The sequence below is a fragment of the Microbacterium sp. EST19A genome (genome assembly GCF_019969685.1).
GTDB lineage: Bacteria > Actinomycetota > Actinomycetes > Actinomycetales > Microbacteriaceae > Microbacterium.
In genome coordinates this window covers 151,634-175,155 of record NZ_JAHXYZ010000003.1, presented here as the reverse complement: position 1 = coordinate 175,155, position 23,522 = coordinate 151,634, and the positions used below count along the sequence as shown (strand labels likewise).

General features: G+C 69.2%; 20 protein-coding genes. 6 read left to right on the top strand and 14 right to left on the bottom strand.

Annotated features, from left to right (window positions below; translation table 11 throughout):
• Positions 1-10: 10 nt before the first annotated feature.
• On the top strand, positions 11-280 hold the full coding sequence (locus tag LC452_RS18540) for a DUF4031 domain-containing protein (RefSeq protein WP_223628027.1): 270 nt from the start codon (positions 11-13) through the stop codon (positions 278-280).
• Here LC452_RS18540 and LC452_RS18535 read toward each other — a convergent pair.
• Positions 242-2,632: an Rne/Rng family ribonuclease gene (locus LC452_RS18535; RefSeq protein ID WP_374197787.1), complete on the bottom strand. Its 2,391-nt coding sequence runs from the start codon at positions 2,630-2,632 to the stop codon at positions 242-244. The two genes, LC452_RS18540 and LC452_RS18535, sit on opposite strands and share 39 nt — an antisense overlap.
• A gap of 557 nt (positions 2,633-3,189) precedes the next feature.
• Between LC452_RS18535 and LC452_RS18530 the strand changes: the two genes are divergently transcribed.
• Positions 3,190-3,807: a vitamin K epoxide reductase family protein gene (locus tag LC452_RS18530; protein WP_223628023.1), complete on the top strand. Its 618-nt coding sequence runs from the start codon at positions 3,190-3,192 to the stop codon at positions 3,805-3,807.
• Between the two features lie 64 nt (positions 3,808-3,871).
• On the opposite strand, the gene ndk is transcribed toward LC452_RS18530, so the two are convergent.
• From ndk to LC452_RS18505, 5 genes are all read right to left on the bottom strand, one after another.
• Complete coding sequence (ndk, locus tag LC452_RS18525; protein WP_223628021.1) at positions 3,872-4,288, bottom strand: nucleoside-diphosphate kinase; 417 nt, start codon at positions 4,286-4,288, stop codon at positions 3,872-3,874.
• 1 nt (position 4,289) lies between these two features.
• On the bottom strand, positions 4,290-4,730 hold the full coding sequence (locus tag LC452_RS18520) for a DUF4233 domain-containing protein (protein WP_223628019.1): 441 nt from the start codon (positions 4,728-4,730) through the stop codon (positions 4,290-4,292).
• The gene (locus LC452_RS18515; protein WP_223628017.1) at positions 4,718-6,070 is read right to left on the bottom strand and encodes a folylpolyglutamate synthase/dihydrofolate synthase family protein; all 1,353 of its coding nucleotides are present in this window, start codon (positions 6,068-6,070) and stop codon (positions 4,718-4,720) included. Before LC452_RS18515 ends, LC452_RS18520 begins: the two co-directional genes overlap by 13 nt.
• Entirely contained in the window at positions 6,067-9,447 is a 3,381-nt protein-coding gene (ileS, locus tag LC452_RS18510) for an isoleucine--tRNA ligase (RefSeq protein ID WP_223628015.1), read from the bottom strand. Before ileS ends, LC452_RS18515 begins: the two co-directional genes overlap by 4 nt.
• A 330-nt stretch (positions 9,448-9,777) precedes the next feature.
• Positions 9,778-10,617, bottom strand: a complete 840-nt coding sequence (locus LC452_RS18505; RefSeq protein ID WP_223628013.1) for an endonuclease domain-containing protein — start codon at positions 10,615-10,617, stop codon at positions 9,778-9,780.
• A gap of 251 nt (positions 10,618-10,868) precedes the next feature.
• Here LC452_RS18505 and LC452_RS18500 point away from each other — a divergent pair, with 251 nt between their 5' ends.
• A complete protein-coding gene (locus tag LC452_RS18500) occupies positions 10,869-11,519 on the top strand; it encodes a pentapeptide repeat-containing protein (protein ID WP_223628011.1) in 651 nt (216 codons plus the stop codon).
• On the opposite strand, the gene LC452_RS18495 is transcribed toward LC452_RS18500, so the two are convergent.
• Genes LC452_RS18495 through LC452_RS18480 form a run of 4 tightly spaced genes read right to left on the bottom strand, consistent with a single transcriptional unit; the run spans position 11,509 to position 16,397 of the window.
• A complete protein-coding gene (locus LC452_RS18495; protein ID WP_223628008.1) occupies positions 11,509-13,017 on the bottom strand; it encodes an ABC transporter ATP-binding protein in 1,509 nt (502 codons plus the stop codon). The two genes, LC452_RS18500 and LC452_RS18495, sit on opposite strands and share 11 nt — an antisense overlap.
• On the bottom strand, positions 13,014-13,826 hold the full coding sequence (locus LC452_RS18490) for an ABC transporter permease (protein ID WP_223628007.1): 813 nt from the start codon (positions 13,824-13,826) through the stop codon (positions 13,014-13,016). Before LC452_RS18490 ends, LC452_RS18495 begins: the two co-directional genes overlap by 4 nt.
• Positions 13,823-14,767 carry an ABC transporter permease gene (locus tag LC452_RS18485; RefSeq protein WP_223628005.1) on the bottom strand — a complete coding sequence of 315 codons (945 nt, stop codon included), beginning with the start codon at positions 14,765-14,767 and terminating at the stop codon, positions 13,823-13,825. The genes LC452_RS18490 and LC452_RS18485 overlap by 4 nt, the downstream gene beginning before the upstream one ends.
• A 16-nt stretch (positions 14,768-14,783) precedes the next feature.
• A complete protein-coding gene (locus tag LC452_RS18480) occupies positions 14,784-16,397 on the bottom strand; it encodes an ABC transporter substrate-binding protein (protein WP_223628003.1) in 1,614 nt (537 codons plus the stop codon).
• 170 nt (positions 16,398-16,567) lie between these two features.
• Between LC452_RS18480 and valS the strand changes: the two genes are divergently transcribed.
• Both valS and LC452_RS18470 read left to right on the top strand, forming a co-directional pair.
• Entirely contained in the window at positions 16,568-19,159 is a 2,592-nt protein-coding gene (valS, locus tag LC452_RS18475) for a valine--tRNA ligase (RefSeq protein WP_223628001.1), read from the top strand.
• Positions 19,159-19,374 carry a hypothetical protein gene (locus LC452_RS18470; protein WP_223627999.1) on the top strand — a complete coding sequence of 72 codons (216 nt, stop codon included), beginning with the start codon at positions 19,159-19,161 and terminating at the stop codon, positions 19,372-19,374. Before valS ends, LC452_RS18470 begins: the two co-directional genes overlap by 1 nt.
• Positions 19,375-19,388: 14 nt before the next feature.
• Here the strand turns inward: LC452_RS18470 and LC452_RS18465 are convergent, their stop codons facing one another.
• The 4 genes from LC452_RS18465 to tdh all read right to left on the bottom strand — a co-directional run bounded on the left by LC452_RS18465 (position 19,389) and on the right by tdh (position 22,522).
• Positions 19,389-19,607 (bottom strand): hypothetical protein, encoded by a 219-nt coding sequence (locus tag LC452_RS18465; protein WP_223627998.1) that lies wholly within the window; start codon positions 19,605-19,607, stop codon positions 19,389-19,391.
• A complete protein-coding gene (locus LC452_RS18460; RefSeq protein ID WP_223627996.1) occupies positions 19,604-20,215 on the bottom strand; it encodes a transcriptional regulator in 612 nt (203 codons plus the stop codon). The genes LC452_RS18465 and LC452_RS18460 overlap by 4 nt, the downstream gene beginning before the upstream one ends.
• A gap of 85 nt (positions 20,216-20,300) precedes the next feature.
• Positions 20,301-21,479 (bottom strand): glycine C-acetyltransferase, encoded by a 1,179-nt coding sequence (locus LC452_RS18455; RefSeq protein ID WP_223627994.1) that lies wholly within the window; start codon positions 21,477-21,479, stop codon positions 20,301-20,303.
• Positions 21,479-22,522, bottom strand: a complete 1,044-nt coding sequence (gene tdh / locus LC452_RS18450) for an L-threonine 3-dehydrogenase (RefSeq protein WP_223627992.1) — start codon at positions 22,520-22,522, stop codon at positions 21,479-21,481. Before tdh ends, LC452_RS18455 begins: the two co-directional genes overlap by 1 nt.
• 82 nt (positions 22,523-22,604) lie before the next feature.
• Here tdh and LC452_RS18445 point away from each other — a divergent pair, with 82 nt between their 5' ends.
• Positions 22,605-23,522: a LysR family transcriptional regulator gene (locus LC452_RS18445; protein WP_223627991.1), complete on the top strand. Its 918-nt coding sequence runs from the start codon at positions 22,605-22,607 to the stop codon at positions 23,520-23,522.

Below are 23,522 nucleotides of genomic sequence, written 5' to 3'. Positions count from 1 at the left end.
GGCTGACGGGATGACCGTACTCATCGACGATCCGCTCTGGCCCGCGCACGGACGCCTCTGGGCTCACCTGGTCAGCGATGCCGATCTCGATGAGCTGCATGCCTTCGCGAAGGCGCACGACGTCCCCGCGCGCGCCTTCGATCTCGATCACTACGACGTGCCCGCCGACCTCGTCCCCCGGCTCATCGCCGGGGGCGCTCAGCACGTCGAGGGCAAAGAGCTGGTGCGTCGCCTGATCGCGTCAGGACTCCGGGTCCGCGGTCGCGACCGGCGCCGCTGACGCGTCGTTGTTCACCGACACCGGGGTGCCCGTGAGCGCGGCGGTGGTCACACGACGACGTCCGCGCCCCTGACCGGGTGCCTTCGGCTCCGGCAGAGCGTCGAGCACCGAGTCGAGCAGCGCTTCGGCCGGCGACTTCGGCCCCTTGCGGTCGGAGCCGCGCTTCTTGCGAGGCTTCTTCGCGCGCTCCGGGGCAGCCGTCTGCACAGCCTCGGCAGAACCCGCGTCCGCGGCGACCTCGACCGGCTCGAGGCTCGGCGCGAGGGTGGATGCGGCGATCTGCGCGAGAGCGGACTTCGCGCCCTCGGGGATGCTGTGCGTGACGTTGGGCGCGGGCGGGGCGCTCTGGCTCTGCCCGTTGCCGCCGCGCTGACGGCGGTTGCTCTGGTTCTGCCCGTTGCCGTTGCCGTTCCCGTTGCTGCGGTCATTGCCGTTGGAGCGGTGCTTGACGACCGGGTCGTGGTGCACGATGACGCCGCGGCCGGCGCACACCTCGCAGTTCTCGCTGAAGGTCTCCAGCAGACCGAGGCCGAGCTTCTTGCGGGTCATCTGCACGAGGCCGAGCGAGGTGACCTCGGCGACCTGGTGCTTCGTCCTGTCACGGCTGAGGCACTCGATGAGGCGGCGCAGCACGAGGTCGCGGTTCGACTCGAGCACCATGTCGATGAAGTCGACGACGATGATGCCGCCGATGTCGCGCAGACGCAGCTGGCGGACGATCTCCTCCGCGGCCTCGAGGTTGTTCTTGGTGACCGTCTCCTCGAGGTTTCCCCCCGAGCCGACGAACTTGCCGGTGTTGACGTCGACGACCGTCATGGCCTCGGTGCGGTCGATCACGAGCGAACCGCCGGAGGGCAGCCAGACCTTGCGGTCCAGCGCCTTCTCGATCTGCTCGGTGATGCGGAACGCATCGAACGGATCGGTCTCGTCCTCGTAGGCCTCGACGCGCTCGAGCAGGTCGGGAGCGACGCTCTCGAGGTACGCGCGGATCGTGCCCTGCGACTCCTCGCCCTGGATGAGCATCTTCGTGAAGTCCTCGTTGAAGACGTCACGGACGATCTTGACGAGCAGGTCCGGCTCGGCGTGCAGCAGCGCGGGTGCCTGCTGGTTCTCGACCTGCTTCTGGATGTGCTCCCACTGGGCGGTGAGGCGCTGCACGTCGCGCGTCAGCTGGTCCTCGGTGGCGCCTTCGGCCGCGGTGCGGACGATCACGCCGGACGACTCCGGCAGCACCTCCTTGAGGATGCGCTTGAGGCGGGCGCGCTCGTTGTCGGGCAGCTTGCGGCTGATGCCGTTCATCGATCCGCCGGGCACGTACACGAGGTAGCGGCCGGGGAGCGAGATCTGACTGGTCAGGCGCGCGCCCTTGTGGCCGATCGGGTCCTTCGTGACCTGCACGAGCACGCGGTCGCCCGGCTTGAGGGCGAGCTCGATGCGACGGGGCTGGTTGCCCGTCTCGACGCCGTCCCAGTCGACCTCGCCGGAGTACAGCACGGCGTTGCGGCCGCGTCCGATGTCGACGAACGCCGCCTCCATGCTGGGCAGCACGTTCTGCACTCGACCGAGGTACACGTTGCCGATGAGCGACGCGTCCTGGTTGCGGGCGACGTAGTGCTCGACGAGGACGCCGTCCTCGAGGACGCCGATCTGCGTGCGGCCGTTCTTGGCGCGGACGACCATCTTGCGGTCGACCGACTCGCGGCGCGCGAGGAACTCCGCCTCGGTCACGACCGGACGGCGGCGACCCGCGTCGCGACCGTCACGACGACGCTGCTTCTTCGCCTCGAGACGCGTGGAGCCCTTGATGGCCTTCGGCTCGGTGATGTACTCCACGACGCGCTGACGCTGACGGGGCTCATCGCGCTGATCGCGCTGGTCACGCTGGTCGTCTCCGTCGGAGCCGCCACGGCGGCGGCGACCGCGGCGTGCGGATGCCGGCTCGTCCTGGTCGCGCTCGGCGATGCGGTCGAAGATGCGCTCGTTGCGCTCGGGGCGCGCCGGAAGCGGAACGACCTCGGGAGCGTAGAAGTGCAGCTGCGTGGAGACCTGCGAGACGAACACCTCGGGCAGCAGGCCCAGCGACACGGCGGTGACCGGTGCGTCGGCGGCGGGCTTCTCGTCGGCGGGCTTCTCGTCGGCGGGCTTCTCGTCGGCGGGCTTCTCGTCGACAGCGGCCTCGGAGTCTTCTGCGGAGGACGCATCCGGCTCGATCTCGACGCTGGCCGCGACGATGGCCTCGGCCACGACCTCGGCATCGGCATCAGACTCGGTATCGGCATCCGTGCTGTCCGCGCGGGACGCGGCATCTCCGTCGACCGTCTCGTCGGCGTTCAGCGTCTCGGCTGCTGCCATCGCCTCCTCGACGACGTCGGTGCCGGCTGCTGCGCCATCCGTCGCCTCCGCAGCGATCTCCGCCTCGGCGACAGCCACGACGGCCTCGTCGGACTCGATCACCACGTCGTCGGACGGCGTGGATTCCTCGACCGGCGCGTCGTCGGACGCGACCTCATCGGCAGCTTCCTCCGGCGTCGCATCGGCGTCGGGAGCGTCGGACTCCGTCAGCGGCTCCGCGGCGTCAGCCGGGATGTCGAGGGTAGGGGCGTTGTTGTCATTGTTCTCATCGGCCATCTCTGGCTTACTCCCTGCGCGGTGCACTGGTGCTCCGCGAAATCTCGTGCGACACCCGCGGGTGCCGCGAACTCAATCGGCGTGCGACCGGCTCATGGCTCTGATCGCGTGGGGCATGGGGCCCCGAAGTCTGCGTCGATACGTGTCGCGGCGGCGCCGTTCATCGCATCACAGGCCATTATCGCACCAAGTCGCCCCGAATACGGCATCACGCCGTCGAGCCCGCGTTTTCACCGGCCTGTTCTCGCCACATCCATAGCAGTCACTGAGATACTCCACATATGAGCGAGCAGCGCACCCGCCCCGTCGTCTACGCCGTCTGGCTGATCATCGCCGGCGTCATCGGCTGGTTCGCCGCCTTCCAATTGACGCTCGACAAGATCATCCAGGCCGGCAACCCCGGAGCAGATCTCAGCTGCAACGTCAGCGTGATGATCCAATGCGGCAAGAACCTCGACTCGTGGCAGGGCGAGCTGTTCGGCTTCCCCAACCCCATTCTCGGCATCGCCGGCTGGATGGCGCCGATCTTCGTCGGGGTCGCTCTGCTGGCGGGCGCCCGTTTCCCCCGGTGGTTCTGGGCGACGTTCGGCGCCGGCGTGCTTCTCGCCTTCATCTTCGTCTGCTGGCTCATCGGTCAGAGCCTCTACGCTTCCAACCTCGGCGTGCTGTGCCCCTGGTGCATGCTGACCTGGTCGGTCACGATCCCCACGTTCTTCGCGACGACGCTCCATCTCTTCCGGAACGGCACCTTCACCGGCAACGAGAAGGTCAAGGAGCGCGCCAACCGCCTCATGGTCTGGGTGCCGCTCGCGACGATCCTGGCCTACGCGTTCGTCATCCTGCTCGTTCAGCTGCGCGGCCTCGACCTCCTCGGCGAGGTCATCGGCATGATCTTCTGAACCAGGGCCCTGAAACGACGAAAGCCCGTCCTCCGCGAAGGAGGACGGGCTTTCGCGTGTGGTCTCAGTCGAACCAGATGCCGAGCTCGCGCGCAGCCGACTCGGGGCTGTCCGAGCCGTGCACGAGGTTCTGCTGCACCTTGAGGCCCCAGTCGCGACCGAAGTCGCCGCGGATCGTGCCCGGGGCGGCGGTGGTCGGGTCGGTCGTGCCGGCGAGCGAGCGGAAGCCCTCGATCACGCGGTTGCCCGCGAGGCGGATGGCGACCGACGGGCCGGAGAGCATGAACTCGAGAAGCGGCTCGTAGAACGGCTTTCCCTCGTGCTCGGCGTAGTGCGCGGCGAGCACGTCGCGATCGGGCTCCGCGAGGCGGATGTCGACGAGCGCGTAGCCCTTCGCCTCGATGCGGGCGAGGATCGCGCCGGTGAGGCCGCGGGCGACGCCGTCCGGCTTGACGAGGACGAGTGTTTCTTCGGTGGCCATGTCATTCACTCTCTGTATCTGAGATCTGCGTGGTCTGAGTCTCGGTCGAGGGCTCGGCGGGACGTCGTGCGTCCAGGCGGGCCCCCATGATCGTCGCATACGCCCACATGCCGCCGAAAATCAGGACGGCGATGAGAACGGCGGGGACGAGGAACGCCGCCAGGGCGATGACGACCTGGATCACCCAGCCCGCGGTGATCGCCCACGGCCGGGTGATCATGCCGGCGAGGGCGATGCAGGCGAGTCCGACGACGCCTCCTGCGACGATCCCCCACCACGGCTCGATTCCGGCGGGAAGCGCCTTGAGCCCGAAGATCGTCAATCCGATGAGGAACACGACGATCGCCTCGAACCCGAGCACGATCGGGGCGAGCTTCTGCACCAGCGTGCGCGGCGGGCGCGGACGGCGAGCGGGAGCGGCATCCGCACTCACGCGCGCCACCCCGACTTCCAGTCCTCTTCCTCCGCGAGGGCGATCGCCTCACCGGCGAGCACGACCGATCCGGCGATCACGACCGCACGGCGATCGGAGGATGCCGCCCACTCCCGCGCCGCGTCGGCCGCGTCGGCCAGCGAGTCGTGCACCGTGGCACGGTGACCCGTCTGCTCGACGAGGTCGGCGATGGTGTCGGCATCGCTGGCGCGATCCGAGTCCGGTGCCGTGGCGAAGACGTGCGCCGCCGCCGGGGCGAGCTGCGCGATGATGCCCGCGGCGTCCTTGTCGGAGAGGATGCCGAGCACGACGCCCCACTCGTCGAAATCGAAGCTGTCGTCGAGCGCCTGCACGAGTGCCTTCGCACCGTGCGGATTGTGCGCGGCGTCGACCACGACGGTCGGGGCGATGCCGAGCAGCTGCAGGCGGCCGGGCGAGGTCGCGCCCTGCAGACCGTCGGTGATGACCTCGCCGGCGATGGGCTGGGAGCCGCCGCCGATGAGCGATTCGACGGCCGCGACCGCGAGGGCCGCGTTGTGCCCCTGGTGGGCCCCGTACAGCGGCAGGTATTCCTCGACGTATTCCCCCGCGAGCCCGCGGATCGTGAGCAGCTGACCGCCGACGGCGAGCTTCTGGTCGGTGAGGCCGAACTCCTCGCCCTCGAAGGCGATCGTCGCGTTGCGCTCGGCGGCGACCCGTCGCAGCACCTCGGCGGCCTCGGGCGGCTGCTGGGCCGACACGACCGCCGCACCCTCCTTGATGATCCCGGCCTTGACCTCGGCGATCTCGGCGATCGTGCTGCCGAGCCGGTCCGCGTGATCGATGTCGATCGGAGCGAAGACGGCGACGTCGCCGTCGGCCGTGTTCGTCGAGTCCCACTCGCCGCCCATGCCCACTTCGAGCACGAGCACGTCGATCGGCGCATCCGCAGCGGCCACGAAGGCCAGCACGGTCAGCAGCTCGAAGAACGTCAGCGGTGCGTCTCCGGCGGCTTCGAGCTCAGCGTCGACGATGTCGACGAAGGGCTCGATCTCGTCCCAGGCGTCGGCGACCGCCTCATCGGCGATCGGCTCGCCGTCGATCATGATCCGCTCGGTGAAGCGCTCCAGATGCGGACTCGTGAAGAGTCCGGTGCGCAGCTCGTGCGCCCGGAGAAGGCTCTCGATCATGCGGGCGGTCGAGGTCTTGCCGTTCGTGCCCGTGATGTGCACGACCCGGTAGGTGCGCTGCGGGTCGTCGAGGAACGCCAGGATGCGCGCGGTGCGCTCCTTGCGCGGCTGCACCCAGCGCTCCCCCGCACGGCTCAGCAGTGCCTCGTAGACGGCATCGGCCCGTTCCCGATCGCTCATGCGGATGCCCCGATCCTGGAGACGGCGATCGTGAAGTCGCCGCGGTTCGCGTAGGTGCCCTCGGTGATGGTGGCGGAGTGCTCAGGCGTCGACGGCACGTCGCCGTCTCCGAGCAGGACCTCGTCCTTGGCTCCGAGCTCGTAGGCGAGCGCGAGGGTCTCGCCGGCGATGTCGGCGACGTCGAAAGCGCTCCGCACAGCCGACAGGTCGTCTCCCGACGTGAACCACAGGCGAAGGGCGATGCGGTCGCTCACGTCGAATCCGGCGTTCTTGCGGGTCTCCTGCACAGCGCGGATCACGTCCCGGGCGAGGCCCTCTGCCTCCAGCTCGCGCGTGGTGCGGGTGTCGAGCAGCATGAACCCGCCACTCGGCACGAGCGCGAGCGCCTCGCCCTCCGGCCGCCCGGCGGTCTCGAGCGCCAGCTCGTACTCGGAGGGCTCCAGCGCGATGCCCCCGGCCGTCACGACGCCGTCGACCTGCGTCCAGTCGCCGGCCTTGGCAGCCTTGATCACGGTCTGGACGTTCTTACCCAGACGTGGACCGGCCGCGCGGGCGTTCACGCTGAGCCGGTGGGTGATGCCGTAGTCGGCAGCCGTGCTCTCGGCGAGCGGCACCAGCTCGACCGCTTTGACGTTGAGCTCCTCGCGGAGGATGTCCTCGAACTGCCCGAGCGAATCCGCCTGCGGCGACACCACCGTCAGACGCGCCAGCGGCAGGCGCACGCGCAGCTTCTCCTTCTTGCGGAGCGCGTTGCCCACGCTGGAGAGCTCGCGGACGGCATCCATCGCGTCGCGGATGTCGTCGGCGGCCGGGAACGCGTCGGCATCCGGCCAGTCCTGCAGGTGCACGCTGCGGCCTCCCGTGAGCCCCTGCCAGACGCGCTCGCTGACCAGCGGCACGAGCGGGGCCGCGACGCGCGTGAGCGTCTCCAGCACCGTGTAGAGCGTGTCGAAGGCCTCACGGCTCTTCGGGTCGGCGGTCACGCCGACCCAGAAGCGGTCGCGCGAGCGGCGGATGTACCAGTTCGTCAGCACCTCGACGAAATCACGCAGACGAGCGGATGCCGTCGTCGAGTCGAGCCCCTCCAGATCGGCACGCGCCTCGCGCACGAGGTCGCCGAGGCGCGCCAGGATGTAGCGGTCGAGCACGTCAGTGGAATCCGTGCGCCACGACGCCTCGTACCCGTCGGGCCCCGAAGCGTTCGCGTACGTCGCGAAGAAGTACCACGAGCTCCACAGCGGCAGCAGGAACTCGCGCACACCGGCCCGGATGCCCTCCTCGGTCACGGCGAGGTTGCCGCCGCGGAGCACGGAGCTCGACATCAGGAACCACCGCATCGCGTCGGAGCCGTCGCGGTCGAGCACCTCGCTCACGTCCGGGTAGTTGCGCAGCGACTTCGACATCTTGTAGCCGTCGCTGCCGAGCACGATGCCGTGGCAGCTCACACCGGTGAACGCCGGGCGGTCGAACAGCGCGGTCGACAGCACGTGCATGACGTAGAACCAGCCGCGGGTCTGTCCGATGTACTCGACGATGAAGTCCGCCGGCGCATGGGAGTCGAACCACTCCTGGTTCTCGAACGGATAGTGCACCTGCGCGTAGGGCATCGAGCCCGAGTCGAACCACACGTCGAAGACGTCCTCGATGCGGCGCATCGTGCTCTTGCCCGTGGGGTCGTCCGGGTTCGGGCGGGTCAGGTCGTCGATGTACGGGCGGTGCAGGTCGATCTCGCCCTCGGGGTTGCGCGGAAGCGTGCCGAAGTCGCGCTCGAGATCCTCCAGCGAGCCGTAGGCGTCGACGCGCGGGTACTCCGGGTCGTCGCTCTTCCAGATCGGGATCGGCGAGCCCCAGTAGCGGTTGCGGCTGATGGACCAGTCGCGCGCGCCTTCGAGCCACTTGCCGAACTGGCCGTACTTCACGTTCTCGGGTACCCAGGTGATCTGCTCGTTGTTCGCGAGCATGTCGTCCTTGATGTCGGTGACGCGGATGAACCAGCTCGACACCGCCTTGTAGATCAGGGGGTTCCGGCAGCGCCAGCAGTGCGGGTAGGAGTGCTCGTAGCTCTGCAGGCGCACGAGTCGCCCGTTGTCGCGGATGATGCGCACGAGCGGGGTGTTCGCCTCCATCCAGAGCTCTCCGGCGACATCCGGCACGTTCGGGAGGAAGCGGCCGCCGTCGTCGAGCGAGATGATCGTGGGGATGCCCGCCGCACCCGCCACCCGCTGGTCGTCCTCACCGTAGGCCGGAGCCTGGTGGACGATGCCGGTGCCGTCGCTCACCGTGACGTAGTCGTCGACGAGGATGCGCCAGGCGTTCTCCGTGCCGTAGGTCTCCTCGTCGGCGTAGTAGTCGAAGAGGCGGTCGTAGGTGACGTCCTGCAGCTCCGAGCCGCGGAGAGTCGCGTCGACCGCGGCGAGCGCGTCCTGGGCACCCTCGTAGCCCAGGTCCTTCGCGTACCCGCCGAGCAGTTCGCGGGCGAGCAGGTAGCGGTGGGCGGACGCCTCGACGGCGGCATCCGTCGTTCCGGGCGTCTGGTGCACGTCGGCCGCGCCGGCGGGACCCGCGGGCAGCACCACGTAATCGATGTCCGGCCCCACGGCGAGCGCGAGGTTCGTCGGGAGGGTCCACGGCGTGGTCGTCCAGGCGAGGGCGCGCACGCCGGTCAGGCCCAGCGACTCGGCCTTCGCGCCGGTCAGCGGGAATGTGACGGTGACCGATGGATCCTGGCGCATCTGGTAGACGTCGTCGTCCATGCGCAGCTCGTGCGCCGACAGCGGCGTCTCGTCGCGCCAGCAGTACGGCAGCACCCGGTAGCCCTCGTAGGCGAGGCCCTTGTCGTACAGGGTCTTGAACGCCCAGAGCACGCTCTCCATGTAGCCGAGGTCGAGCGTCTTGTAACCGCGGTCGAAGTCGACCCAGCGGGCCTGGCGCGTGACGTAGTCCTGCCACTCGTGCGTGTAGGTCAGCACCGAGCTCTTCGCCTTCGCGTTGAAGACGTCGATGCCCATGGCCTCGATCTCGGCCTTCTCGGTGATGCCGAGCTGCTTCATCGCCTCGAGCTCGGCGGGGAGACCGTGCGTGTCCCAGCCGAAGACCCGGTCGACCTTATGGCCGGTCATCGTCTGGAAGCGCGGGAACACGTCCTTGGCGTACCCGGTGAGCAGGTGACCGTAGTGCGGCAGACCGTTGGCGAACGGGGGGCCGTCGTAGAACACCCACTCGGGCGATCCTTCGCGCTGCTCGATCGAGGCGCGGAAGGTGTCGTCCTTGTCCCAGAAGTCGAGCACCTCCTCCTCGATCTGCGGGAAGCGAGGGCTCGGCGCGACAGAGGCGGCCTGGTCGGCGGCGGGTCCGAAGGAGGAACGGGGGTAGGTCATCGTGTCTCGCAGTGATCGTCGTGGCGGATGCTCCTGCGAGGACGACCCTCGCGGACCGCGGTACCACCTCGCGTGCGCGCCTCACGGCGGGCCACTCTCACTGCGGCTGTGACGGGCCTGCCCCGCTCGGTTCTACTGGGCTCTCTCTCACAAGAGGGCTGTTCTTCCGAGAGCTCCCCGGTGATGCCGGATCGATGCTCGTCCCTCCATTGTACGCGCGCTCCAGGCCGGAGTCAGCGGCCGTCCATTTCGGAAGGGGATGTGCACCTGGGAAGGACGATCACGGCCGATCCGTCCTCGCGAGGCGCACTTCCCCTCGTGGGGCGCTCATCACCGAGCGAGGTGGTGCCCCTGGGCGACCGCGCGCATGATCAGATCCTGCACCGAAGCCCAATCGAACACGACCTGGTGATAGGACACACGGATCACCCGGTATCCCATCAGCATCAGCTGAGCATCGTGCCTGATGTCCTCCGATCGCTGAGACCCCACGTGGTGAGAACCGTCGATCTGCACCACCAGACGATCGCCGATCAACGTGTCGACTCGATGGCCTCCGATCCAGATCTGGACCCGGATGCGGAGCTTCAACCACCGGAGCCGCTCGCGCATGTACGTCTCGAGTCCGGCGTCGGCGAAGGGAATCGCACGCTGCAGCACCCGTCGCGCTTCGGTCTTCCAACGGAGTCCCCGCAGCGATTCGACCGTCACCAGTTTCTTGTTGAGCGCGGATTCCCAGGTCGCGAGCGCCTGCTCGAACGGCTCGCACTGCGCGATGTGCGCCAGGACATTCTCGATCGGATCGACGAGTGCATCGGGATGACGCGGCACAGGGCAACGACCCCGATGGAGCTTCGCTTCGAACGGAAGCCTCCGCGCGCTGTGCGGCGGTATCGCGAAATGCGGCCGGCCCCGGTGGTCGTGCACCCACAGCCCGAGTCGACTCGCCTGCGTGCGGCACGTGAGCACGACGCCGAGTCGCGCGGCCGCCACCAGCACTCTGTCGGCGTCCTTCGCCGCCAGCCATCCGCGTCTCGGTCTCGTGATGGCGCCGCTGGCGACGCCCGCTTCCACCGTCCGTCTCCCGAACCCGAGTTCTGCGACGACCGTGGACCGGACGACACCTCCCCGTCCCGCGACCGCCGTGATCAGCTCCTCAACGCGTGTCATCCGCACGAGCCTGCACCCTCGGCATCCGAGATCGAGTCGACGACCGCACGATCACCCACCGATGTGGACAAGATGAAGGCACTACCCCCTCGTGCAGCAAGGGTGCACGCCCATGAGCGCGATTCCGGTGCGCGCCTCGGCAGGGGAGGGACGCGTCGCGAGGCTATTTGCCGCAGATGCGTCCTTGGCTGGCGCACATCTCCTTCGCAGACGCACACCCCCCTGTCGGCCACTCCGCATACTCTCGACTCATGGCCCGCACGACCGAATCCCCCGCTCCCCCTCGCGTCTCTCCCCCTGATCTGCCCGACCGCCTCGAGCCGGCGGAGCCCCGTCGCAGCGCCGATCTCCTCGCCACGAGTCTCGAGCTCGCCGGGGACGCCGACCTCGCGTACGCCTCACTCGAGCAGTGCACCGTGCGAGCGGATGCCGATGCCGTCGACCTGACCGGAGCGACGATCCTCGACGTGGCCCTGACGGGTGTGCGCATCGCGTCGCTGAAGATGCGGGATGCCGGGATCCGGCGGATGCGGATCATCGGCGGGCGGATCGGGACGCTCGACCTCAGCGGCGCCCGCATCGACGAGCTCGAGCTCCGCGATCTGCGCATCGACTACCTGAATCTCGGCGGAGCACGCGCGACCGACGTCGAGGTCGCCGACTGCCGCATCCGCACCATCGACATCCCGCAGGCCGAGCTCACCCGCGTGCGCTTCGCCGCGACCTCCAGCGACGAGGTCGATCCCCGGGGCATGCGTGCGACCGACGTCGATCTCCGCGGGCTCGACGCGCTGTCCTACCTCGACGCGAACAGCCTGCGCGGCACGACGCTGACGGGTTTCCAGGTGCAGCAGCTCGCACCGGTCATCGCCGCAGGTCTGGGGATCCAGATCAAGGAGTGACGGAACCGCTCGCGTCGAGCAGTTCCCTCGTGAACGGATGCTGCGGCGCCGAGAACACCTCGCCGGTCGCACCCTGCTCGACGATGCGTCCGTCCTGCATCACCAGGATGTCGTCGGCGACCGCCCCGACCACGTCGAGGTCGTGCGACACCAGGATCATCGTGAGTCCCCGCTCCTGCTGCAGGCGGGTCAGCAGGCGGAGGATCCGTTCGCGCACCGAGGGGTCGAGCGCGGAGACGGGCTCGTCCAGGACGAGCACCTGGGGATCGGCGGCGAGCGCGCGGGCGATCGCCGCCCGTTGACGCTGGCCTCCGGACAGCGCGGCCGGACGCCGGGCCGCAAGGACGGGATCGAGGTCGACTTCGGCGAGCAGCGCCGCGACCCGTGCCGCCCGCTGGGCACGCGGCACTCCACCCGCCTCCAGGGCCTCCCGCAGGGATCGGCCGACAGTCCAGCGCGGATCGAACGCTCCGAGCGGGTTCTGGTGCACCAGCTGCACCCTCCTGTCGCCGATCCAGCGCAGGGCACCGGCGTCGGGCCGCTCGACTCCGACGATCATCCGCGCCAGGGTCGTCTTCCCCGACCCCGACTCCCCCACGATCCCGAGTGTTCGGCCCTCGGCGACGGAGAAGGAGGCGTCGGCGACAGCAGGGGTCTCACCGAAGCTCTTCGACGCCTCGACGACGGTGAGCACCGGCGCCGTAACGACCGACGACGACAGGCGCGGTTCGTGCATGGTCGCCGCGATCAGCTGCCGCGTGTACTCGTGCTGCGGGTTCTCCAGGACGTCGGCGACCGGCCCGGTCTCGACGACCTCTCCGTGACGCATCACCAGCACCCGGTCGGCGAGCCGGCGGACGGCGGCGAAGTCGTGGCTGATGAACAGGACCGCGGTGCCCGAGTCGGTGATCTCTCGCAGCAGCCCGAGGATCCGCGCCTGCACCGTCGCGTCGAGGGCCGTCGTCGGCTCATCCGCCACCAGGATGCCGGGATCCGCGGCGATGGCGGAGGCGATCAGCGCGCGCTGCCGCAGACCGCCCGACAGCTCGTGCGGATACTGCCGGACACGTCGTTCCCCATCCGGCATCCACACCCGCGTCAGCAGCTCTCGCACGCGCGCCGCGAGCGCCGCACGACCGCGGACGATGCCGTGCAGCCGCAGAGGCTCGGCGATCTCCGCACCGATCCGGTGAAGCGGGTCGAGCGACACCAGGGCGTCCTGCGAGACGAGCGCGATGCGCGCACCGCGCAGCGACCGCCACTCCCGTTCGCCGAAGGCCGCGGCATCCGTCCCGTCGATCACGAGACTCTGGACGGTGACGTCGGCGTCAGCCGGCGTCAGCCCGAGGAGCGCACGGGCGGTGAGCGACTTCCCGGCACCGGATTCGCCCACGATCGCGACGCACTCCCCCGGGGCCACCGACAGGGAGACGCCGTCGACGACCGTCGCTCCATCGAACCCGATCCGCAGTCCCCGCACCTCGAGCGCCGCGGTCATGATGTCCGCCCTTCTCCGCGTGCGCGCAGGATCCGCCCGACGACGGTCGCCGAGACCACCGTGAGCGTGATCGCGATACCGGGGAAGACCGAGATCCACCAGGCCTGACCGAGGACATTGCGACCGCCGGCGAGCATCAGCCCCCACTCGGGAGTCGGCTCGGACGGCCCGAGACCGAGGAAGCTCAGTCCCGCCGCGGCGAGGATGCTCGACCCGATGCCGATCGTCGCGAGCACGCTCAGCGAACCCAGCACCCCCGGGGCGACATGCCGCACGAACGCCCGGGCCGGCGCCACTCCGAGGATGCGCGCAGCCTCGACGTGCTCCGCGACTCTCAGCGTGCGCGTCTGCACCCGGGCGAGCCGGATGTACACGGGACCGGCGGCGAGCGTCACGGCGATCGCGATGTTCACCGGTCCGGGACCGAGCACCGCGACGACGACGAGAGCCACGAGGAACTCCGGGAACGCCATCAGCACGTCGTTGATCCGCATCATCACCGCATCGACGCCGCGCGGGGCGATACCGGCGAGCGATCCGAGCACCAGACCGCCGACTAGGGCGATACCGGTGGCGAGCAGTCCGATGCCGAGCGAGCGGCCCGCCCCGTACACGACACGCGAGTAGACGTCGCGCCCGCTCTGGTCCGTGCCGAAGAGGTGCTCCACACCCGGTGGCAGGAGAGCCGATCGCACATCGGTCTGCAGCGGATCATGGGTCGCCGGCACTCCTGGCCAGAGGGCGGCGAACACGATCACCGCCAGGACGCCGACCGCGACCCACAGCAGCACCCGCTGCGCGAGCCTCACCGGACACCGCCGGGACGAGAGGTCGTCACCCGAGGATCGATCAGCGGATGCAGCAGCTCGACCACGAGGTTCACGGCGACGAACACCACGGCGCTCAGCAGGATGATCCCCGTGATGACGGGCAGGTCGCGGTCGCTGATCGCGGCGAGCGTGACACGGCCGAGTCCGGGGCGCGCGAACACGGTCTCGACGAGCACCGCCCCGCCGAGCACCGAGCCGGTCAGGTAGGCGGCGAGGGTGACCGCGTTGGCGGCGCCGTGCCGCAGGCCATGCCGCAGCGTGAACCAGGTGGGACCGGCGCCGCGCGCACGGACGGTCTCGGCGAACGGCATCCGCTCCGCCTGCACGAGCCCGTCGCGGAGCACCTGGCTGAGGAGCGCGGCGACCGGCAGCGCCAGCGTGATCGCCGGGAGCACGATCGTGGCGGGGTTCCGTGCCCCCGACACCGGGAACCACCCCAGCCCGAACGCGAACACGCTGAGCAGGATCAGTCCGATCCAGAACACCGGCGACGACAGCACGACGAGCTCGATGCCCGCCGCCACGGCGCGACCCGCATGGCCGCGGACGAACAGCGCCACGGCGAGAGCGAGCACGACGGCGAGCAGCAGTGCGAGCACCGAGAGCTGCAGGGTCGCGCCGAGCTGCCGGCCGATGACCTCGCTCACCGGCATCCGCAGCTGGTACGACTCCCCGAGATCCCCGCGCGCCAGTTGGCCGATGTACGTCAGGTACTGCTCGAACGGCGGCCGGTCGAGACCGAGCTCGCTCCGGATGCCGTCCTTGACCGCCTCGCTCACCTGCGCCTGAGGCCCGAGCATCACCGACACGGGGTCGCCAGGGATCACGCGGAACGCGAGGAACGCGACCGTCGCCGCACCCCAGAGGACGATGACGACGGATGCCGCGAGGCCGGCGACACGGAGCAGCGCAGCCTTCACAGCACGTGCCCTTCGATCAGCCGACGCTCACATCGTAGAACAGCGGCCGGCCGTACAGGTCGTAGTCGAGTCCCTTCACGCGCTCACCGACGGCGGTGATCGCGGACGGGCTGTAGAGCGGCACGATCGCGGTGTACTCGGCGTTCCACTCCTGCAGCTGCGTGTAGATCGCGTTCCGGGCGTCCTGATCGCTGGTGCCCACGGCCTGTTCGAGGAGCGAGTCGATCTCGGGATCGGATACCTGCGACGCGTTCTGGAACCCGTCGGTGTGCAGGTGGCTGCGCAGCAGGTCGGGATCGACGCCCGAGAAGCCCCAGTCGGTGAGGTCGAAGGTCTTCGGCCCGTACTGCTCGTTGTATGCACCGGGCTCGAGGACCTCGCGCTTCACATCGAACCCGATCTCCTTCAGGTCCGACTGGATGGCGTTGGCCAGCGCCGCGCGGTCGTCCGGCACGGGCGTGTAGGCGATCCAGCGCACCGAGAGCGGCTGACCGTCCTTGGTGCGGATGCCGTCGGCGTTCCGCTCGGTCCATCCGGCCTCGTCGAGGAGCGCGTTGGCCGCCTCGGCGTCGAAGGGCCAGCTGTCCTCGAGCGTCGCGTCGTATCCCGGAGTGGTCGATCCCAGGATGCTCCACGCACGCGGGAACTGATCGAAGAAGATCTCCTTCACCGCCGGGTCGATGTCGATGCCGCGGGCGAACGCCTGCCGCACCTTCTCGTCGGCGAACACCCCGTACTTCTCGTTGAGGTACAGCGAGTACGGCAGACCGGGGTACTCGACCGAGTCGACCGTGATGCCGTCGCCGAGGTCCTTCGCGAGGTTCGGCGGGATGTTGCTGGCGATGTCGGCCTCGCCGCTCTCGACGACGCCGGCCCGCACGGATGCCTCGGGCTGGATCTCCACCCGCAGCGTCTCGAACTTCGGGGCCTTCTCGCCGTGCGGACCCCAGGCGTAGTCGTCGTTGCGCGTGTAGACGATCTCCTGGTCGGGCGTGTACTCGGTCAGCTCGAACGGTCCGGTGCCGACGGTGATGCCGGGGCCACCCGCCTTCAGCTGGTCGCCGGACTCCTCCAGCACCGCGGGCGAGTAGAAGCCGAGCAGCGGCGTGCTGGCCGCCTGCAGGAACGGCGCGTACGGCTGGGTGAAGCTGACCTTCACGGTGTGGTCGTCGACGACCTCGGTGCCGGCGTAGAAGTCCGCCCCCAGCATGCTCGCCGCCTGAGCGGACGCGGTCTCCGGGTCGACGATGCGGTCGAAGTTCGCCTTGACCGCGGCCGCGTCGAACGGCTCACCGTCGGTGAAGGTCACGTCGTCGCGCAGGGTGAAGGTGTACTCGGTGCTGTCGGGCGACACGTCCCACTTCGTCGCGAGCCACGGCGAGAACGATCCGTCGTCCTCCTGGAAGACCAGGGAGTCGAGCACGGCGCGCTGCACCATCCCCGAGACGTCGAGCTGGCTGATCTGCGGGTCCATGTGCCCGGCCGACAGGTTCGCACCTTCGATGGACCAGACGAGCTCGCCGCCGCTGTCGCTCTGCCCGGCGGGCCCGGCGCAGGCGCTGAGCACGAGAGCGGTGGCGGCAGCGAGTGCGGCGAAGGGCAGAACACGGCGCGCGGGATATGCGGGCATGACGATTCCTCAGGACGAACGGGTCGGGATGCCTCAAGTCTATGGCCGATTGTTGGACCGGGTCGATCTGCTCCGACATCCACGGTCATCGGTGCTCGGTAGACTGTTCTGCACAACCCACACTCAGGCACGCTCACACAGTGCCGCATACATCGCGCAAGGAGACCGTCATGTCTATTCCCGACAAGCCCGCACTCGAAGGTCTCGAAGCGAAGTGGGACGCCGCGTGGGCTGCGCAGGGCACGTACCTGTTCGACCGCCTCCGCGCGGCACAGGCCGGACGCGAGGGCGTCTACTCGATCGACACCCCGCCGCCCACGGCATCCGGAAGCCTGCACATCGGCCACGTGTTCTCGTACACCCACACCGACGTCAAGGCGCGCTACGAGCGCATGCGCGGCAAGACGGTGTTCTACCCCATGGGCTGGGACGACAACGGCCTTCCGACCGAGCGTCGCGTGCAGAACTACTACGGCGTGCGCTGCGACCCCTCGCTCCCCTACACGTCGGACTTCACGCCGCCGTTCGAGGGCGGCGACAACAAGTCGAGCCGCGCCGCCGACCAGCTGCCGATCAGCCGCCGCAACTTCATCGAGCTGTGCGAGCGCCTCACCATCGAGGACGAGAAGCAGTTCGAGGCGCTGTTCCGCCAGCTCGGCCTCAGCGTCGACTGGACCCAGACCTACCGGACGATCTCCGACGACACGATCCGCCAGAGCCAGCTGGCGTTCCTGCGCAACATCGAGCGCGGCGAGGCCTACCAGGCCCTGGCCCCCACCCTCTGGGACGTCGACTTCCGCTCGGCGATCGCGCAGGCCGAGCTCGAGGACCGCGACCAGCAGGCGGCGTATCACACGATCGAGTTCCCCTTCGCGGACGGATCCGGCTCGATCGCGGTCGACACCACGCGTCCGGAGCTTCTCCCCGCATGCATCGCGATCGTGACGCACCCGGAGGGGCCGCACAAGCACCTCATCGGGACGAAGGTGCGCACGCCCTTCTTCGGGGCCGAGATCGAGATCCACGGCCACCACCTCGCTCAGCCCGACAAGGGAACGGGTGCGGCGATGGTCTGCACCTTCGGCGACGTGACCGACATCATCTGGTGGCGGGAGCTCCGCACCACGGCGGGCGACTCCCTGCCGAACATGACCACGATCGGCCTCGACGGCCGCTTCCTGCCCGAGGCGCCGGCATCCGTCGCCGATGCGGACGCCACCGCCTGGTACGCCGAGAACATCGGCGGCAAGACGGTCTTCAGCGCGCGCAAGGCGCTCGTCGAGAAGCTGCAGGAGACCGGCGACATGACCGCGGTCGGCAAGCCGTTCAACCACGCGGTGAAGTTCTTCGAGAAGGGCGACCGTCCGCTCGAGATCGTGTCGACGCGCCAGTGGTACATCCGCAACGGCGCGCGCGACGGCGAGCTGCGCGACCAGCTCATCGCGCACGGCAACGAGCTCGCCTGGCACCCCGACTTCATGCGCGTGCGCTACGAGAACTGGGTCGGCGGCCTGACGGGCGACTGGCTCGTGTCGCGCCAGCGCTTCTTCGGCGTGCCGATCCCGCTCTGGTACGGCCTCGACGAGAACGGCGAACGCGACTACGACCGCGTGCTGGCTCCCGACGCGGCGTCCCTCCCGATCGATCCGACCACCGACGTGCCCGCGGGTTACTCCGAGGACCAGCGCGGCGTGGCCGGCGGATTCGACGCCGAGGCCGACATCCTCGACACGTGGGCGACCTCGTCGCTCACCCCGCAGCTGGCCGGCGGGTGGCAGCGCGACGAAGAGCTGTGGCAGCTCACCGCGCCGTTCGACCTGCGCCCGCAGGGTCAGGACATCATCCGCACCTGGCTGTTCTCCACGATGCTGCGTTCGACTCTCGAGGATGCCCGCACACCGTGGCGCAACGCCGCCATCTCCGGATTCATCGTCGACCCCGACCGCAAGAAGATGTCGAAGTCGAAGGGCAATGTCGTCACGCCGGCCGATGTGCTGGACAACCACGGATCGGATGCCGTGCGCTACTGGGCGGCATCGAGCCGTCTGGGCATGGACGCGGCGTTCGACCCGCAGAACCCGACGCAGGTGAAGATCGGTCGTCGCCTGGCGATCAAGGTGCTCAACGCCGCGAAGTTCGTGCTGTCGTTCCCGGTACCCGAGGGTGCACAGGTCACGCACGCCCTGGATGCGTCGATGCTCGCCGCCCTCGACGGCGTGGTGGTCGAGGCCACGAAGGCGTTCGACCGGTACGACGCCGCCCGCGCGCTCGAGCTCACCGAGGGGTTCTTCTGGACCTTCTGCGACGACTACCTGGAACTCGTCAAGGAGCGCGCCTACGACCAGACCGATGTGGGTCAGGCATCCGCCGCCCTGTCGCTGCGTCTCGCGCTGTCGACACTGCTGCGACTGCTCGCCCCGGTGATCTCCTTCGCCACGGAAGAGGTCTGGTCCTGGTTCGAAGAGGGCTCCGTGCACACGGCGGCCTGGCCCGAGCCTCTCGGATTCGAGGGCGACCCCGCCGTGCTCTCCGCAGCCAGCGAGGCCCTCATCGGCATCCGCCGGGCGAAGACCGAGGCGAAGGCCTCGCAGAAGACTCCGGTCTCGCGTGCCGTGATCGCGGCCCCCGCCGCGAAGCTCGACGCTCTTCGTGCTGCTGCCGACGACCTTCGGGCCGTCGGCCGGATCGCCGAGCTCGAGTTCACCGAGGCCGAGGAGTTCGCGGTCACCGCGATCGAGCTCGCCCCGGTCGAGGAAGCCTGATGCAGCTGGGCACGCGCTGGGCGACCGGCTCCGAGCCGCCCGCCTCCGTTCCGGCGGCACTGCGACCCGCGATCGCCGAGGTGGAGGGGAAGGGGCTCACGGGCCACTGGACTCTGACCTGGCTCGAGGGCCGGGCGCTCGCGGAGCTCGATGCGGGTTGGGAGGTCATCCAGAAGGCATCCGGCGAGGTGGTCGCCCGACCGTTCGAGGACTGAGCTCCCGAGGCAGCTCAGCGCCGCGGGAGACCCATCTGCGCCAGGGTGTGATCGAGGGCCCGAGGGTCCTGCTTCCGAGCCTGCTGCTCGCGGAGCATGTCGAGGGCGATCTCCCGGCGCTCAGCCCGGGCCGCGACACGACGATCGACGTGTCGGGCGATCCCGAGCGCGGCCTGCCGGAGCATCCGCTCGAAGGGCGTGGGAGTTGCGAGTCGGAGCGTTGCGGTGGTCATGATCCCTCCTCAGGGCTGGTCTGGCGAGTGCCGATCTTCGGCAGATCGAAGATGTCGGTGCGGAGAGACACGCGGCGCACGTCAGGGCCGGTCTGTCCGCGGAAGCGGGCGATGGCGCTCTCGAGGAATGCTTCGACCTCTTCACGGAGCTCCATCACCTGCGCGGCTGTCATGTCGAGGTGCGTCGTCGCGGTCATGCCGACGTCGCGCCACTCCTCCGGCTCCTGGGACTGGGGGCGGTTGAGGTAGGCCATCAGCGTCTCGTGACGCAGACGGAAGAACTCCGACGTGACGATCTGCGCGGCGGCGCGGCTCGCGGGCGACATGGTGTCGTCCGGGCCCGGCATGTCGATCCGCCCCTTGGGCCGCTCCCACCACCGCTCCCGCGCGGTGCCGCGGCCCTCGACCTCGCGGATGAGGTCGTGCGCGGCGAGGGCGCGCAGGTGGTAGCTCGTCGAACCCGACGTCTCACCGACCAGCGCGGCGAGCGAGCTGGCGGTCTGCGGCCCCTGCGATGCGAGCAGATCGAAGATCCGCACCCGCAAAGGGTGCGCGAGCGCCTTGAGCGCCCCCGAGTCGAGGGTCCTGATCTGCGTGTTCTCCGTCATGCATGCAAAGATACTCTTGCAAAGAAGTCTTTGCAAGCATTCCTTTGCAACGGTTTCTCTGCACTGCGGGAGGCCAGCCGGGAGCTCAGCCCACCGATGCCCGCGCGGCGACGAATGCCGCGACGCAGCGCTCGATCTGCTCCGCCGTGTGCGCCGCGGACAACTGCACGCGGATGCGGGCGAGCCCGCGCGGGACGACGGGGAAGCTGAACGCGGTCACGTAGATCCCCTGCGCCTGCATCTCCTTCGCGATCTTCGCGGTCTTCGCGGCATCGCCGAACATCACCGGAACGATCGGGTGCTCCCCCGGCAGCAGGTCGAAGCCCTCCGCCGTCATCCGCTCGCGGAAGAGCGCGGCGTTCTCCCGCAGCTGAGCGCGCAGATCAGCGGATCCCTCCACCAGGTCGAGAGCCGTCAGCGTGCCGGCGACGATCGCCGGAGCGAGGGTGTTGGAGAACAGGTACGGGCGCGACCGCTGGCGCAGGAGGGCGACGATATCGGCGTGCGAAGCCACGTATCCCCCGGACGCACCGCCGAGCGCCTTGCCGAAGGTGCCGGTGTAGATGTCGACGCGGTCGGCGACGCCGCAGAACTCCGGCGTGCCACGGCCGTTGTCGCCGACGAAGCCCACCGCGTGCGAGTCATCGACGAAGACGAGCGCGTCGTAGCGGTCGGCCAGGTCGCAGATCTCGGCGAGCGGGGCGATGTAGCCGTCCATCGAGAACACTCCGTCGGTGACGACGACGCGGAACCGGGCATCCGCCGCCGAACGCAGCTGCTCTTCGAGGTCGGCCATGTCGCGATTGCGGTAGCGGAGCCGCCGCGCCTTCGACAGTCGGATGCCGTCGATGATCGACGCATGGTTCAGCTCATCGGAGATGATGGCGTCCTCGGCTCCGAACAGCGTCTCGAAGACGCCCCCGTTCGCGTCGAAGCAGGACGAGTACAGGATCGCCGCCTCCGTGCCGAGGAAACCGGAGAGGCGTCGCTCCAGCTCCAGGTGCTGCTCCTGCGTGCCGCAGATGAAGCGCACGCTGGCGAGGCCGTAGCCCCACTCCTGCAGAGCGGACGTTGCCGCATCGAGGATCCGCGGGTCGTCGGCGAGGCCCAGGTAGTTGTTCGCGCAGAAATTCAGCACCTCTGCGCCGTCCGCGGTGATCTCGGCGCTCTGCGGTCCGCGGATGCCGCGCTCATGCTTGGTGAGCCCGGCCTCCTCGATGCCCGCCAGCTCCGCTTCCACGTGCTTCTGGAAAGTCCCGTACATCACAGCTCCGTCCAATCGAGGATGATCTTGCCCGTGCCCGCCGACTCCGCCGCGGCGAAGCCCCGCTCCCAGTCGCGTGCCGGGATCACGTCGGCGATCACGCGAGCGATCGCGTCGCGCAGGGGTGCGCTGGTCTGCAGCATCGCCCCCATCGCGTTCCAGGTCTCGAACATCTCGCGACCGTAGATGCCCTTGATCGTGAGCATGTGCGTCACGATCTTGCCCCAGTCGACCTCGAAGCCGGAGCTCGGCAGCCCCAGCATCGCGATACGACCGCCGTGGTTCATGTTGTCGATCATCGCCGGAAGAGCGGATGCCGATCCGCTCATCTCGAAGCCGATGTCGAAGCCCTCGCGGAGCCCGAGCACGCGCTGCGCGTCGCGGATATCACGGACCGAGACGTCGACGACCTCGTCGGCGCCCATGTGGCGGGCCATCTCCAGGCGCGGGGCGCTGACGTCGGTGGCGGTGATGAAGCGCGCCCCGGCGTGCCGGGCGACGGCGATCGCCATCAGACCGATCGGGCCGCATCCGGTGACGAGCACGTCCTCTCCGACGAGCGGGAACGCGAGGGCGGTGTGCACGGCGTTGCCGAGCGGATCGAAGATGGCGCCGAGCTCCGGGCTCACCTCGGCGTGGTGCACCCAGACGTTCGTGGCAGGGAGGGACAGGTACTCCGCGAAGGCGCCGTCGCGCTGCAGACCGAGGCCGATCGTGCGGATGCACATCTGGCGGCGGCCCGCGCGGCAGTTGCGGCACGTGCCGCACACGATGTGCCCCTCGCCGGAGACGCGGTCTCCGACGGCGATGTCGTGCACGAGCGGTCCGACCTCGACGACCTCGCCGTAGAACTCGTGCCCGGGGATGAGCGGGGCGTCGATCGCGGACGCCGCCCACTCGTCCCAGCGGAGGATGTGCAGGTCGGTGCCGCAGATCCCGGTGCGGAGCACCCGGATGATCACCTCGTCTGCGCCGGCGACGGGATCGGGCCGTTCGACGAGCTCCAGACCTGCACCGCGTGCGCCCTTGAACAGTGCCTTCATGTTTCTGATCACACCGCATCGGACCGTGAAGAGCAATGGCCGCTTTCTGCACGGTCGTTGTAGGGCTCACTAAACTTATGGGATGGAACTCCACCAGTTGCAGATCCTGCGCGAGCTGCGTGCACTCGGGAGCGTCACGGCGGTGGCGGAAGCCCTGCGGGTCACTCCGTCGGCCGTGTCGCAGCATCTGTCCACGCTGCAGCGCGGCGTGAGCACTCCGCTCACGCGCAGAGAAGGCAGGACGCTCGTCCTCACTCCCGCCGGAGAGGTGCTGGCGGCGGCCGGCGCCGAGGCGATCGACGCGATGGCGGCGGCCCGGAACGCCCTCGACGACTTCGAGACCACGGCGACCGGTGTCGTGAGCGTCAGCGGATTCCACAGCGTCGGTCAGGCCCTGTTCGGTCCCCTGCTCCGAGAGCTCTCCACGTCGCCCGAAGCCCCGACCGTCCAGCTGACCGACGAGGATGTCGCGCAGAGCGAGTTCCCCGGACTCACGTCTCGACACGACCTGGTGCTGGCGCACCGGATGGAGCATTCGGATCCGTGGCCCGCACAGGGCGTGCGCAGCCTGACGCTCGTCCGCGAGCCGCTCGACGTCGCGGTTCCGGCATCCCACCCACTCGCGTCCCGCACGAGCCTCACTCCGCAGGACGTCGCCGGCGAAAGGTGGGTGACCAGTCGCGTCGGATACTCCCCCGACGACGTGCTCCGCGCCGTATCGGCCGTCGCGAAGCGCCCCATCGAGGTGCACCACCGCATCAACGACTACGGCGCCGTGTCCGCCGTCGTCGCGGCGGGCGGCGTGCTCGGGATGCTGCCGCGGTTCACGTCGCGCAGTGTCGACGATCGCGACATCGTCCGCGTTCCGCTGCGCGGCGTGAGCACCCACCGGATGATCGACCTGCTCGCCCGGCCCGAGAACCTGCGGCGCCGATCGGTGCGCCTGACCGTCGACGCGCTGCAGCGGGTCATGACGCGCCTGAGCGAATCCGCGTCCTGA